The sequence below is a fragment of the Arthrobacter sp. A5 genome, from assembly GCF_051131705.1.
Lineage (GTDB): Bacteria > Actinomycetota > Actinomycetes > Actinomycetales > Micrococcaceae > Arthrobacter_M.
Map to the genome: position 1 here is coordinate 1,043,311 of NZ_CP180316.1, position 13,251 is coordinate 1,056,561.

12 protein-coding genes and 1 riboswitch are annotated in these 13,251 nt (G+C 67.2%); of the genes, 10 read left to right on the plus strand and 2 right to left on the minus strand.

Annotated features, from left to right (window positions below; all coding sequences use genetic code 11):
- Entirely contained in the window at positions 1-1,218 is a 1,218-nt protein-coding gene (locus tag ACLLJI_RS04710; protein WP_434618505.1) for a glycine C-acetyltransferase, read from the plus strand.
- 60 nt (positions 1,219-1,278) lie between these two features.
- Positions 1,279-2,355 (plus strand): NAD(P)/FAD-dependent oxidoreductase, encoded by a 1,077-nt coding sequence (locus ACLLJI_RS04715; protein WP_434618508.1) that lies wholly within the window; start codon positions 1,279-1,281, stop codon positions 2,353-2,355.
- An 87-nt stretch (positions 2,356-2,442) separates the two neighbouring features.
- Here the strand turns inward: ACLLJI_RS04715 and ACLLJI_RS04720 are convergent, their stop codons facing one another.
- A complete protein-coding gene (locus ACLLJI_RS04720; RefSeq protein ID WP_434618511.1) occupies positions 2,443-3,102 on the minus strand; it encodes a LysE family translocator in 660 nt (219 codons plus the stop codon).
- Positions 3,103-3,369: 267 nt separating this feature from the next.
- Between ACLLJI_RS04720 and ACLLJI_RS04725 the strand changes: the two genes are divergently transcribed.
- The 8 genes from ACLLJI_RS04725 to ACLLJI_RS04760 all read left to right on the plus strand — a co-directional run bounded on the left by ACLLJI_RS04725 (position 3,370) and on the right by ACLLJI_RS04760 (position 11,961).
- Positions 3,370-4,593 (plus strand): amidohydrolase family protein, encoded by a 1,224-nt coding sequence (locus ACLLJI_RS04725; protein ID WP_434618514.1) that lies wholly within the window; start codon positions 3,370-3,372, stop codon positions 4,591-4,593.
- A gap of 176 nt (positions 4,594-4,769) precedes the next feature.
- A complete protein-coding gene (locus tag ACLLJI_RS04730) occupies positions 4,770-6,206 on the plus strand; it encodes a lipase maturation factor family protein (RefSeq protein WP_434618517.1) in 1,437 nt (478 codons plus the stop codon).
- 143 nt (positions 6,207-6,349) lie between these two features.
- The gene (locus ACLLJI_RS04735) at positions 6,350-7,327 is read left to right on the plus strand and encodes an SIS domain-containing protein (RefSeq protein WP_434618520.1); all 978 of its coding nucleotides are present in this window, start codon (positions 6,350-6,352) and stop codon (positions 7,325-7,327) included.
- Positions 7,328-7,356: 29 nt separating this feature from the next.
- The gene (locus tag ACLLJI_RS04740; RefSeq protein WP_434618523.1) at positions 7,357-8,343 is read left to right on the plus strand and encodes an ROK family protein; all 987 of its coding nucleotides are present in this window, start codon (positions 7,357-7,359) and stop codon (positions 8,341-8,343) included.
- A gap of 50 nt (positions 8,344-8,393) precedes the next feature.
- Positions 8,394-9,326, plus strand: a complete 933-nt coding sequence (locus tag ACLLJI_RS04745) for a 1-phosphofructokinase family hexose kinase (protein ID WP_434621227.1) — start codon at positions 8,394-8,396, stop codon at positions 9,324-9,326.
- Between the two features lie 43 nt (positions 9,327-9,369).
- Entirely contained in the window at positions 9,370-10,224 is an 855-nt protein-coding gene (locus tag ACLLJI_RS04750) for a class II fructose-bisphosphate aldolase (protein ID WP_434618526.1), read from the plus strand.
- On the plus strand, positions 10,221-11,012 hold the full coding sequence (locus ACLLJI_RS04755) for a DeoR/GlpR family DNA-binding transcription regulator (RefSeq protein WP_283561627.1): 792 nt from the start codon (positions 10,221-10,223) through the stop codon (positions 11,010-11,012). The genes ACLLJI_RS04750 and ACLLJI_RS04755 overlap by 4 nt, the downstream gene beginning before the upstream one ends.
- A 157-nt stretch (positions 11,013-11,169) precedes the next feature.
- Positions 11,170-11,961 carry a CPBP family intramembrane glutamic endopeptidase gene (locus tag ACLLJI_RS04760; RefSeq protein ID WP_434618530.1) on the plus strand — a complete coding sequence of 264 codons (792 nt, stop codon included), beginning with the start codon at positions 11,170-11,172 and terminating at the stop codon, positions 11,959-11,961.
- A gap of 200 nt (positions 11,962-12,161) precedes the next feature.
- On the opposite strand, the gene ACLLJI_RS04765 is transcribed toward ACLLJI_RS04760, so the two are convergent.
- Entirely contained in the window at positions 12,162-12,800 is a 639-nt protein-coding gene (locus ACLLJI_RS04765; protein ID WP_434618533.1) for a VOC family protein, read from the minus strand.
- A gap of 265 nt (positions 12,801-13,065) precedes the next feature.
- Positions 13,066-13,179, plus strand: a riboswitch (SAM riboswitch).
- The last annotated feature ends 72 nt before the right edge of the window (positions 13,180-13,251 follow it).

Consider the following 13,251-nt stretch of genomic DNA (forward strand, 5'->3'; position numbering starts at 1 on the left):
ATGTACACCGCAATGAAAGACCAACTGGCTGCCGAATTGGACGAAATCCGGGCGGCCGGCCTCTTCAAGACCGAGCGCCGGATCTCGTCGGCCCAGTCCAACCACATTCAGGCCGGTCCGTTGCACGGCGACGCCCGGCCGGTGTTGAACTTCTGCGCCAATAACTACCTTGGCCTGGCGGACCACCCGGACATTATCACCGCGGCCAAGACCGCCATGGATGAACGCGGATTCGGCATGGCTTCGGTCCGGTTCATCTGCGGCACGCAGGATCTGCACTTGGAGCTGGAATCACGGGTCTCGGACTTCCTGGGTACCGAGGACACCATCCTGTTCTCGTCCTGCTTCGATGCGAACGGCGGCGTATTCGAGTCGCTTTTCGGCCCGGACGACGCCGTGATCTCCGATGCACTGAACCACGCCTCCATCATCGACGGCATCCGGCTGTGTAAGGCCAAGCGCTACCGCTATGCCAATCAGGACATGGCCGAGCTGGAGTCGGCGCTGGTGGAAGCGTCCGGGCTCAACGGCACCGGCGCGCGCCGGACGGTCATCGTCACCGACGGGGTTTTTTCCATGGATGGTTTCCTCGCGCCGCTGGCGGCCATCTGCGATCTGGCGGACAAGTACGGTGCGCTGGTCATGGTCGATGATTCCCATGCCGTCGGTTTCATGGGCGCCACCGGTGCCGGCACACCTGAGCACGCGGGGGTGTCGGACCGGGTGGATATCTACACCGGGACCTTCGGCAAGGCCCTCGGCGGAGCGTCCGGCGGCTATGTTTCCGGCAGGGCCGAAATCGTGGCCATGCTCCGGCAGAAGGCGCGTCCCTACCTGTTCTCCAACTCTATGGCGCCGGGCATCGTCGCGGCTACGCTCAAGGCCCTCGAACTGGTGGAAACCTCCGGGGAGCTGCGCAGCACACTGTTCGACAACGCCGGGCACTTCCGTCGACGGATGACCGAGGAGGGCTTCGAGTTGCTGCCCGGGGAGCATGCGATCGTGCCGGTGATGTTCGGTGATGCCGTTCTTGCGGCGGCTATGGCGGATGAGATGCTCGGCCACGGCGTCTTCGTCACTGCGTTCAGCTTCCCGGTGGTGCCGCGCGGCGCGGCCCGGATCCGGGTCCAGCTCTCGGCGGCGCACAGCGCGGACGACGTCGAAACCTGCGTAGCTGCCTTCGTCGAGGCCCGCGCTGGGTTGACACCCGGGCGATAGGCTGAGGGCCGATCGGGAAAGATCCAGCAGAGCTGTAGGACGACGGCGGAAGGCCGGGAAATGAACACTGACGTACTGATTGTGGGCGGCGGGATAGCCGGGCTCTCGCTGGCATGCAGACTGGCCCCACATGCCGCCGTCGTACTCGTGGAGGCGGAGGGAACGCTGGCCTACCACACGTCCTCGCGCTCGGCCCGGCAGATGCAGCCCAGCTACGGACCGGCCGCGATCCGGGAACTCACCGCCCGGAGCATTGAGGCAGTCCGGGGAATTTCCGCCGAGCTGGGGCAGCCGATTCTGCAGCCGCGGCCGTTGATCTTCATCGGCACCGAGGCAGACGTCACCGCCAGCACCGCGGCCAACGCTCACCTGTGCCCGCTCGGCCACGCGGAGACGCTGCTGCTGAGCCCGGATCTGCGCCCGGACGCTTTCGCCGCGGCATGTCTGGACGACTCGGCCATGGAAGTCGATGTGCCGGCGCTGCTGGAATACTACCGGTCCGGGGCCGTGGCGGCGGGAGCGGCCATCATGACGGGACTTCCGGTACACACAATGCAGCGGACCTCGGGCGGCTGGATAGCCGGTGCCGGTGAGGAGGCGATTGTAGCTGCCGTGGTGGTGAACGCCGCGGGAGCCTGGGCCGATCCACTGGCGGTGCTAGCCGGCGTCGGGATCCAATGCCTTCGCCCGCACCGTCGCACGGCGGCGATTGTGCGGACGGAGCAGCCGGTCAACCCTGCCGGCCCGATGGTGGCCGCCGTGGATAACAGCTTCTACTACCGTCCGGACGGTAGCGCGCTGCTGATCTCACCCTGCGAGTCCATCCCCAGCATCGCCGAAGACGCCCGGGCGGTTGAGGGGGACGTGCGCCGGCTGATAGTGCGGCTCAACGCCGTGACGTCATTGGGCATCGCCGGGCTGGAGCGGAGCTGGACGGGGCTGCGCACCTCAGGTTCCGACGGGCTCCCCGTGGTCGGTTTTGACGCGGAGTCGCCCGGATTCTTCTGGCTCGCGGGCCAGGGCGGGTACGGCGTTCAGACCTCGGCAGCGATTGCCGAACTGGCGGCGGGCCTGATCCTTTCGCCCGCTGAACCACCAAACTCGTTGTCGTTGGAGCTGGCTGCCGACCGGCCCTAAGGCCGCGCCCTGCCTCCCCGCATCCGATCTGAAGTGCTCATATCGCGGCAGCTCTGGCGGAATGGCCGCAAAATGGGCACCTCAGCTTCAGCTGGTGGCGCCCGAAACGAGTATGCCCAGCCCCAGTGCACCGATGATGGAGTTGCTGACGCGCTCCAACCACAGATTCACCTTGGGCTTGCGCAGCAGTCCCATCGCTTTGGCCGCGGCGAAGGCCACCGCGCACAGATAAGCGCCCCCGATACCGGCCTCAATGGAGCCCAGCACCAGCGCCGTGAGCAGGGAATTTCCGCCGTGCGGAATGAACTGGGGTACCACCGCGAGGTAAAACAGCCCTACCTTAGGATTTAGCAGCGTGGAGAGGGCGCCGGCGCCGAACCCTGCCAGACGACCCGTCCGGCCGGAGCCCCGCTGCGGCGGCATGACGTCGTCAGTGCTGGCTGCAACGACCCGCGCGCGCTCGCGCCGGCCGCGCAGAAAAGCGGATACACCCAGATACAGCAGGTACAGGCCGCCGGCAATCTTCAACCAGCGGAAGAGCTCGGCCGACTGTTCCAGCACGGCCGCAAGTCCAACGCCGACCAGCAGAGCCCAGATAATGCCGGCCACCGAGCATCCGGCAGCGGTGGCCAGTCCTGCGCTGACCCGCTTCAGCGCGGTCCGCAGCACCAAGAAGGTATCCGGTCCGGGCGTCAGTGACAACAGCAGGCACAGCCCGGCAAAGGCAAGAAGGGAAGCGATGGTCATGCTCCCATCTTCCTCGCGAATTGCCCACCGGGCCGCGCCGCTCCGGCGCCGGACCGAACGCGGGGCAAAGCGTCCGGTACCTTGAGCGCCGGTGCCGGACCGAACACGGGCAAGGCTTCCGGCAGCAGACTGCGCCGGTGCCGGACCGAACACGGGCAAGGCTTCCGGCAGCAGACTGCGCCGGCGCCGGACCAAGTGTCCGGTATCCCGGATCCGGACGCGGACGCAGCCACCCCGGCGGTTCAGGTAGCCCCGTAGGGTTGAGTCATGAGCCTTGTGATCACCAATATCGGCGAGCTGATGACCCAGGACCCGCGGGCCGGAGCGGACGAGGGCGTGCTCCGGGACGCCGCCGTCGTCATCGAGGGGGAGCGGATCAGCTGGCTGGGCCCCGCCGCGTCTGCGCCGGCCGCGGATCTCTCCTTCGACGCCGAAGGCCGCGCTCTGCTGCCGGGTTGGGTGGATTCGCATACGCACCTGATCTTCGCCGGCGACAGGACCGCGGAGTTTGAGGCGCGGATGGCCGGGAAAAGCTACAGCGCAGGCGGGATTGCGGTGACCACGGGAGCCACGCGCAGCACCCCGGACTTCGATCTGACCCGGCTGGCGATGGGGCGGGTGGCCGAGGCGGTCGCGCAGGGGACCACGTACCTCGAAACGAAGACCGGATACGGACTTGATGTGGAGAACGAGGCCCGCAGCGCGCGGATCGCTTCCACCGTGGTGGACGAGGTGACCTATCTGGGCGCCCATCTGGTTCCCGCCGGGACGGATCCGGACGAGTACACCGGACTGGTGTGCGGTCCGATGCTCGACGCCGTCAGGCCGTACGTCCGCTGGGCGGATGTTTTTTGCGAGCGCGGCGCCTTCACGGAGGAACAATCCCGGCGCGTGCTCCAGGCCTGCCGTGCAGCCGGGCTGGGACTGCGCGTGCACGGCAACCAATTGGGGCCCGGCGCCGGGGTTCGGTTGGCGGTGGAGTTCGGCGCGGCCAGCGTGGACCATGTGAACTACCTTGACGACGACGACGTGGCGGCGCTCGCCGGCAGCTGGTCCGACTGGGACGGGCAGGGCGGGCAGGGACGCCGCGGCACCGTTGCCACTGCCCTGCCGGCGTGTGATCTATCCACCCGCCAGCCGCTGGCACCGGCCCGCCTACTCCTGGACGCCGGCGTGCAGTTGGCGCTGGCGTCCAACTGCAACCCGGGCACTTCCTACACCAGTTCGATGGCGTTCTGCGTCACGACGGCGGTGCTGCAGATGGGATTGAGCGTGCACGAAGCGGTGCGGGCCGCCACCTACGGTGGTGCCCTGGCATTGGGCCGGGAGAGTGGCTCCGATACCGATGGCAGCCGGGCCGTGGGATCCATTGCCGTCGGCCACCGGGCGGACCTGCACCTGCTGAACGCCCCCTCGGCGACCCATTTGGCCTATCGCCCGGGTATCCCGCTGACCGCGGCTGTCTGGCGGGCCGGAGTCCGGCAAGCGTAAGCCTTCCGCCCGGGCGGGCCCACCGCGGCTGTCTGGCGGACCGGAGTCAGGCAAGCGAAAGCCCTCCGTCCGGGCGGGTCCTCGCGAGCTCTGCCCGGCGGACGCGGGGCCGGCGCCGTCAACCACCGGGGCGGCCATTGCCCCGCGCTGTGCCCCGTCGTAACGTTGACCATGCCATGACCTGGTCAGTCGATGCCACCGGATATGAATTCGCACGGCAGGTCCTCCAGCGGGGCATTGCCGGCGTGTACCTTGTGGCATTTTTCTCCGCGGTGGCCCAGTTCCGCCCGCTGCTGGGCGAGCACGGGCTGCTGCCGGCGCCGAGGTACCTGGCCCGGGTTGCTGGCGGCGGTGTGCCGACCATCTTCCGGTGGCACTATTCGGACCGGTTCCTGCTCCTGGTGGCGTGGGCAGGCGCCGCGCTCGCTGCCGTGACCGTGGCCGGATTGCCGCAGCTGGGTCCGCCATGGCTGCCGTTCGTCGTGTTCGCGCTGCTGTGGACCGGTTACCTCTCCATAGTGAATATCGGGCAGGTGTTTTACGGCTTCGGCTGGGAGAGCCTGCTGCTGGAGGCGGGTTTTCTGGCCGCGTTCCTGGGGTCCAACGAGACGGCGCCGCCGGTGGCGGTCATCTGGCTGGTGCGCTGGCTGGTGTTCCGGCTGGAGTTCGGCGCCGGGCTGATTAAGATCCGCGGCGACAGCTGCTGGCGGGACCTGACGGCGCTGTATTACCACCACGAAACGCAGCCGATGCCGAACCCGGCCAGCTGGTTCTTCCATCACCTGCCCAAGCCGCTGCACAAGGTGGAAGTTGCCGGGAACCACTTTGCCCAGCTGATAGTGCCGTTCTTCCTGTTCGCCCCGCAGCCCGTGGCCAGCGTGGCGGCCGGCATCATTATCGTGACCCAGCTCTGGCTGGTTATATCGGGAAATTTTGCCTGGTTGAACGTGCTGACCATTGTGCTGGCGTTTTCCGCCCTCGGGGACGGCGCCGCGCACGCCGTCCTGGCGACAGTTCCGGCCGGCGTTCCGGACCGGGCGGCGACGCCATTGTGGTTTACCGCCGTGGTCCTGGTGATGACGGCCGGAATGCTGTTCCTGAGCTACTGGCCGGCACGCAATCTGCTTTCCCGCCGGCAGCTGATGAACGCCAGCTTCAACCGTTGGCACCTCTGCAACGCCTACGGAGCCTTCGGAAGCATCACGCGTCGCCGTTACGAGGTGGTGGTCGAGGGGACCGACGACGACGATCCCGGCACGGGTGCGCGCTGGCGGGAGTACGAATTCAAGGGAAAACCCGGGGATCCGGCCCGGATGCCACGCCAGTTCGCCCCGTACCATCTGCGGTTGGACTGGATGATGTGGTTCCTGGCCCTCGGCTCACCGGGGTTCAGCTGGTTCGTTCCCCTGCTGCAGCGCCTGCTGGCGGCGGACCGGCCGACCCTGCGCTTACTGCGCGTGGATCCCTTTGCCGGAGCCCGACCGCGTTGGGTCCGCGCCCGCTTGTTCCGTTACCGGTACTCAACACCCGTGGAACGCCGGGCCAGCGGCCTGTGGTGGATCCGTGAACCGGCCGGTGAATACGTCCCCCCGCTCCGTCAGGGCCAGGACTGACCCGAACCGGTAGGGATGTGGATCGAAAATGATCAAACCTAGCGGTAAGACGTCACATTCAATCATCGGGTGCTATGCTGGGGCAAAGAATCGGTCTTCGTGGGCCGTATATTACCGACCTGATGCAAAGAGATTGGCTGACAATGACCGACGCAGCTGCAACCGCCACCGGCGGCGCGTACATGGATGAAGAGTTGACGAGCCAGCCGGAGGTTTGGGCCCGCGCCATCGAGCAGGCCACCGCGGATGGGAAGGCCGGGAATCTGCTGCCGCGCGACGGCGAGCGGGTTGCGGTCATCGGTTGCGGTACGTCCTGGTTTATGGCGCAAAGCTACGCCGTGGCCCGCGAATCCGCGGGCAAGGGTGTCACCGATCCCTTTGCCGCGTCGGAGGCGTTCCTGGGGTCCGCCCGCGGCTACGACACCGTCGTGGCCATCACGCGCTCGGGGACCACGTCCGAGGTGCTGGAAATCCTGACGCAGCTCAAGGGCACGGTGCGGACCGTCGCGCTGGTGGGGGATCTGGGCTCGCCGATCATGACTCTGGCCGACGCCGTCGTCGAACTTCCCTATGCTGACGAAAAGTCGGTGGTGCAGACACGTTTTGCCACCACCGCCCTTGCCTACCTGCTGACCAGCGTCGGTATGGATCTGAGCCGCGCCGTTGAAGAAGCCAAGACAGCCGTCAGCGCACCGGTGGAACAGGAACTGATCGACGCCGAACAGTTCACCTTTCTGGGGCGCGGCTGGACCGTCGGACTGGCGCATGAGGCGGGGCTGAAGATGCGTGAAGCAGTGCAGGGCTGGACCGAGAGCTATCCGGCGATGGAATACCGGCACGGGCCCATCGCGATCGCGGCGCCCAACCGCGTGACCTGGCTGTTTGGTGCGCAGCCGGAGGGGCTGGATGCGGATATGGCCAGGACCGGTGCCCTGTATATCCATACGGACAGGCACCCGCTGGCCGAGCTGGCCCGCGTGCACCGGGTGACGCTGGAGCGCGCGCGTGCCCGCGGCCTGGATCCGGATTCGCCGCGCAACCTCACGCGTTCGGTGATTCTGGACGACGCCATTTTCGATGCGGCGTCCGGCCCCACGTCCGGTCCCACGGCCGACGCCTGACCCGGCCCGCTGCCCCGGAGAGCGCACCCATGAGTCATGCCCAGCCGGCCGTCCTGGCCTTCGACGTTGGCGGCACAGATATGAAGGCCGGTATTGTGGCCGGCGGAGTTTCGGCTGGTAACGCCGTGGTCCGGGACCTGCAGCGCCTGCCCACGCCGCACTGCGAAGGCACCGCCCGGGCCGGTGCCGGGCGCGGCGACGCCATTGTGGAACGGATCGCCGGGCTGACGGAGACCTACCGGCGCAGTCACCCGGATATTGCGCTGGCCGCGGTGGGCGTAACGGTTCCCGGGCTGGTGGATGAGGCGGCCGGCGTCGGCCTGTTTTCGGCAAACCTGGGCTGGCGGGATTACCCGTTTGTCGCACGGCTCGAGGCCCGGCTGGGGCTCCCCGTCGCCTTCGGGCACGACGTCGGCATGGCCGGCGAAGCGGAATTCCGGATCGGCGCGGCGCGGGGCCGGTCCGACGTGGTCGTGCTGGTGATCGGGACCGGCATCGCAGGAGCGGTATTCAGCGATGGCCGCCGGCTGACCGGCGGCGGCCTAGCCGGGGAGCTCGGCCATGCCATGGTCCCGGGCGCGGACGGTGCCCTGCGGATTCTGGAGTCGGTGGGCTCCGCCGGTGCCGTGGCCCGCCGGTACACCGAAGCCGGCGGGGCGTCCGTCCGTGGGGCGCGCGAGGTGCTGGAGCGGGCGGGCCTAGGCGACGCCCTCGCCGCCGGGATCTGGGCCGACGCCGTGGCCGCGCTGGCCTTCAGTGTGGCACAGTGCGTCTCCATTCTCGGGACCGAAACGGTGGTACTGGGCGGCGGGCTGGCCGAGGCCGGAGATGCATTGTTCGTGCCGCTGGACAGGGATGTGGATAAACTGCTGACCTTTCACCGCCGCCCGCGGCTGGTGCATGCCGAACTGGGACAAAATGCCGGACTGATAGGGTCCGCGCTCAAGGCGCGCGACCTGCTCGCCGCGGCGCAGGGATCCTCAAGACCGGTCCGGCAACGACAGGTCCTACCGTGACGGGCGTGACGGGCACCGGGAAAACCGGCAGGGGGGAGAACGGCGCCGCAATGACCGGCGTTGTCGTCACCGTCACGCCGAACCCCGCCCTGGACATTACCTATACGGTCGCCGGGGTTCGACCGGGCGGATCGCACCGGGTACCCGCACCGCTGACGCGGGCCGGTGGGAAGGGCGTTAATGTTTCCCGGGTGGCGCACCAGCTGGGCTGCCCGACGCTGGTCATCTCCACGGCGGGCGGCGGCACCGGTGCGGAATTCGCCGCCGACCTCCGCAACAGCGGGATCCCGAACCGGCTCATCCCGGTGACAGCGCAGACCCGCCGGACCATCGCACTGGTGGATACCGGGGCGGACCTGACCAGCATCTTCAACGAAGAGGGCCCGGCGCTGAGCGCCTCGGAGTGGCAGCGTCTGGTTGCCGCCGTCGTTGAAAGCCTTGCTACGGCCGGCGTGCTGGTCGGCTCGGGCAGCCTGCCGGAGAATGCGCCGGCGGATTTTTATCCGGCTCTGGTCGAACTGGCCCACCGGGCTGGCGTGCCGGCGATCATCGACACCTCCGGCGCCGGCATACTGGCCGCGGCGAAGGCAGGCGCAGATCTGCTCAAGCCGAACAATGACGAGCTGACCGAGGCGATGGGGGAGCGGGATCTGGTCACGGCCGCGCGTAGCCTGCTTGAAATGGGTGCCCGGAGGGTGCTGGTCAGCGCCGGCGCCGAGGGCATGCTGGCCTTTGACGCCGGAACCCCCGGACGGTACCTTTGCGCCCGGCTGCCGGAGCCGCTGCGCGGAAATCCCACCGGGGCCGGCGACGCCGCGGTCAGTGCGGCCGCCGTCGCCCTGGCAGCGGGAATCACCGACCTGGAGGAGATTCTGCGCCGCGCAACCGCCTGGAGCGCGGCCGCGGTCTTGATGCCCGCGGCCGGCGAAATATCCCCGCGCCATCAGGAGCTGGCCGGCCAGCTCATCATCAGGCGGCACTGACTTTTTCAGCCACTCCCGAGCCACGCAACGATCGAAGGAAGACATGGCACTGAGCCCCACACGCGAACTGATGGCTGCCGCCGCGGCAACCGGCTCCGGGCAGGGGGCCTTCAACATCATCCACCTGGAGACGGTCGAGGGCCTGCTGGCCGGAGCGGAATCCGCCGGCCTGCCTCTGATCCTGCAGATTTCCGAAAACTGCGCCCGGTACCACGGCGGCCTGGAACCGCTGGCGCTGGCCACCCTGGCCGCGGCGCGGCGGTCATCCGTTCCCGTGTCGGTCCATCTGGACCATGCCGAGGACGAGCAGCTGGCCTATCAGGCGGTCGATCTGGGTTTCGGATCCATTATGTACGACGGCGCCCGGTTTGAGTATGCGGACAATGTGGCCGTGACCCGCCGGGTCACGGAGTACGCGCACGCACGCGGCGTGTACGTTGAGGCGGAACTGGGGAAGGTCGGCGGCAAGGACGGCGCGCATGCGCCCGGCGTGCTCACCGACCCAAAGGAAGCCGTCGCCTTCGTGACCGCCACCAAGGTTGACGCGCTCGCCGTCGCCGTCGGCTCTTCTCATGCCATGACCGAGCGCAGTGCGGCCCTGGACCTGGCGCGGATCGGTGCGCTTAAGGCGGCACTGAATGTGCCGTTGGTGCTGCACGGTTCCTCCGGCGTCCCGGATGATGCCATCGTGGCGGCGATCGCGGCCGGAATGACGAAAATCAACGTCTCGACGCACCTGAACGGGTTCTTCACCCGGGCCGTGCGGGAATACCTTAACCTGAACCCCGCCGTCGTCGACTCGCGGAAGTACCTCAAAGCCGGCCGGGACGCCCTCGTTCCGGAGGTGGCACGCCTGCTGAGTCTGTTCTCGACTGTGCACGCGCAAGGAGAAAAATGAATCGTACCGAACGGCTGAATGCCATCCTGGACCTGCTGGCAGGATCCGGCCAGATCGAGGTGGATGACATCGTTTCCGGGCTAGGGGTTTCCCCGGCCACGGCACGGCGGGATCTGGACTCCCTCGCCAACGGGCGGCTGCTCAGCCGGACCCGCGGCGGCGCCGTCCAGGGCGCCGTCGCCTATGACCTGCCGGGCAGGTATAACCGTGACGATCACGGCCTGCAAAAGCTGCAGATAGCCCGCGCGGCCAGCGCATTGATCCCTAAGGGTGCCGTGATCGGACTGTGCGGCGGCACGACGAGCACCGCGCTGGCGCAGGTGCTGTCCACGCGAGCCGATCTGATGGAAGCCTCGAACCGGCCCACGCTGACGGTGGTCACCAATGCCATCAACATCGCCGCGCAGCTGGCGGTCCGGCCGAATTTTAAGATTATGGTCACCGGCGGGATCGTCAACCCGCGCTCCTACGAGCTGGTCGGACCGTACACGGACATCATCTTGCAGAAGGTCGCGCTGGATTTCGCGTTTATCGGCGTGAACGGCATAGATCCGCAAGTCGGTCCCACGGTCAGCGACGAGGGGGAGGCAACGGTGAACGCCCTGATGGCCCGGCGCGCTTCCGAGGCCTATATGCTGGCGGACTCGTCCAAGATCGGTCAGCGATCGTTTGCCACCATGGAGGGATACCCTTTCCATAAGCTGATCACCGATGCCGGAATCACGGCCGAGCAGCTGGCGGCCTTTGGGCACAATGACATGGACGTGATCGTGGCGCCGGACGACTGATCGCGGGGCGTTCGCGGCTGGCCGCGGGGCGTTCGCGGCTCAGCACCCGTATTGGGCATTGGCACGTGGGGTGTCGCGGCTGCGTATGTCCCTTTCGAATGCCGACCGGAAGACGTTGTCGATCCGATCCTCAGGAAATGCGGGCAAGATAGGGACCATGAGCAATTCCGTCCCGGGCCGATCAGAGACCGGTGCCCCCAAGACCGGTACATGGGGAACCCGTCCGCACGCCAGGCTCCGCGTTGAGGTCTGCATTGTGCTGGGACTCTCGCTGGGGCAGTCGGCGGTTTACGCCGTCGTCCAGCTTTTGGACAAGCTGAGCCGGGCGCCGCTCGCGCAGGGCACCTCCACCCTTAATGCGGCCCAGAGCAGCCGCCAATACTTCGACCTGGTGTACCAGCTGCTGGGTATTCTCTTTGCCCTGGTCCCGGTGGCGCTGGTGCTGTATCTGCTCTGGCAGCCCGGCCGGTCCGCCTTCGCCAGACTGGGCTTCACGCTGCAGCGTCCCGGCCGGGATTTTCTCTGCGGCCTGGGGCTGGCTGCCCTGATCGGGATTCCGTCGCTGGCGCTCTACGCGGCCGGACGGGCCTTGGGTATCACCACGGAGATCATCCCCAGCGCGCTGAACACGTACTGGTGGACCGTCCCGGTGCTGGTCCTCTCCGCGGTCCGGCACGCCATCGTCGAGGAGGTCATCGTCGTCGGCTACCTATTGGAACGCTTCGGCCGGTTCGGCTGGTCGGCGACGGCAGCAGTGCTGGCCAGTTCGCTGCTGCGCGGCAGCTACCACCTCTACCAAGGCTTCGGCCCATTTGCCGGAAATTTCCTGATGGGACTCGTATTTTGTTGGGTCTATCGGCGCTTTGGCCGGCTCACGCCGCTGGTGATTGCCCATGCCCTGCTGGACATCGCCGCTTTTGTAGGGGGCCCGGCGCTCGGGTTTGGCTGAGGTGTGTGCTGAAACCGGGGCGTCCCCGTCAGGCCGAAGGACTTTCGCGCCGACAAAGGGGCCACCCCGTCGGGCCGAAGGACTTTCGCGCCGACAAAGGGGCCAACCCGCGAAAACGGTGCTGCGCAACTACGTCCTCGCGGGGCGGCCCCGTCGTCGGCGTATTGACCAGACGGGGCTGGGCCTACCTGGGTACGCGGCTAAATCGTGACAAACCCATTCGCGGTCTCGAAGGTCACGCTCATAATGCCTGGAGTCCCACGCGGAGCGATCCATTCCACCGCAACGTCGTCCAGCGGCTTTTCCACCGGTTCGCCGAGCCATTCGGTCACGCGGTCGGCGCTGCCGGCAATGGTCAGCTTCGAGAGCCTGACGTTGGTCGGGCTGGCCTGCGACGGGTGCAGGGTGGGATCGCCCTCCCACTTGAGCATGTATGGAACCTGCGGGTCCGAAATGAGTCCCTTGATGCCGATTTGCTTCCAGATCAGTTCCTGGCCGTCCGGGAACTTCCGGTTGCCGGGAACGGCGCTGCGACCCAGACGTTCCTCAAAGGGGGAAAGATCGTCTACGGCGACGCACCATCCCATCCAGCCACCGCCGGCCGCGGAGCGGGCGCGGACGGCCTGCCCGAACGGAGCCTTGTCCGACGCCGGATGCTCCAGCACCTCCACGACCTCCAGATAGTGGTGATCCATGAGCGGGAAAATGATATTGCGGGTACCGAAGCGGGGATGTACACCGCCACGGACGCGCTCGATTCCCAGAGCAGTTGAAATGCGGGCGGCGGTGGCGGCCAAACCATCTGATTCACAGGCGTAAGAAACATGATCCATGCGCATGCTGCTCATCCTTACACTTTGCGAGTGACCTCTCGAGTTAGGTCCGGCTTACCAACATGGGACGACCCGCAGGGGCTATCTCCCGACCCTCTTCCCCTCGACCCTCTTCCCCTCGGCCCACTTTCCCTCGGCCCAATTTCCAACCCCGCACCCTCTCCCACCCCGCACCCTCTCCCACCCCGCCCACTCTCCCAACTGGAGAGTGGGCGTCATATTGGCGTCATCTTGTTGCCAGCATCCGCCCGGGTCCGCCAGACTTGATTCAGGTCATGAGTGTCAGCGACAAGCCCCGGCTCGCTGGCCGGCAACCCTCCACCGCGGTGGGGTGCCCCGGGTGAGGACCAGGCCTTAGCCAAACGGCTAAGCGCAAGCGCGGGTCACACGACCATCTTGGCTCAGCTCAGCGGGCATCACCCCAGGCTGTGCCTACTGATGAACCCGGTGTCCCCAG

Coding starts and splice junctions, on each gene's coding strand:
- ACLLJI_RS04710 (WP_434618505.1), top strand. CDS start 1: ATGTACACCGCAATGAAAGACCAACTGGCTGCCGAATTGGACGAAATC.
- ACLLJI_RS04715 (WP_434618508.1), top strand. CDS start 1,279: ATGAACACTGACGTACTGATTGTGGGCGGCGGGATAGCCGGGCTCTCG.
- ACLLJI_RS04720 (WP_434618511.1), bottom strand. CDS start 3,102: ATGACCATCGCTTCCCTTCTTGCCTTTGCCGGGCTGTGCCTGCTGTTG.
- ACLLJI_RS04725 (WP_434618514.1), top strand. CDS start 3,370: ATGAGCCTTGTGATCACCAATATCGGCGAGCTGATGACCCAGGACCCG.
- ACLLJI_RS04730 (WP_434618517.1), top strand. CDS start 4,770: ATGACCTGGTCAGTCGATGCCACCGGATATGAATTCGCACGGCAGGTC.
- ACLLJI_RS04735 (WP_434618520.1), top strand. CDS start 6,350: ATGACCGACGCAGCTGCAACCGCCACCGGCGGCGCGTACATGGATGAA.
- ACLLJI_RS04740 (WP_434618523.1), top strand. CDS start 7,357: ATGAGTCATGCCCAGCCGGCCGTCCTGGCCTTCGACGTTGGCGGCACA.
- ACLLJI_RS04745 (WP_434621227.1), top strand. CDS start 8,394: ATGACCGGCGTTGTCGTCACCGTCACGCCGAACCCCGCCCTGGACATT.
- ACLLJI_RS04750 (WP_434618526.1), top strand. CDS start 9,370: ATGGCACTGAGCCCCACACGCGAACTGATGGCTGCCGCCGCGGCAACC.
- ACLLJI_RS04755 (WP_283561627.1), top strand. CDS start 10,221: ATGAATCGTACCGAACGGCTGAATGCCATCCTGGACCTGCTGGCAGGA.
- ACLLJI_RS04760 (WP_434618530.1), top strand. CDS start 11,170: ATGAGCAATTCCGTCCCGGGCCGATCAGAGACCGGTGCCCCCAAGACC.
- ACLLJI_RS04765 (WP_434618533.1), bottom strand. CDS start 12,800: ATGCGCATGGATCATGTTTCTTACGCCTGTGAATCAGATGGTTTGGCC.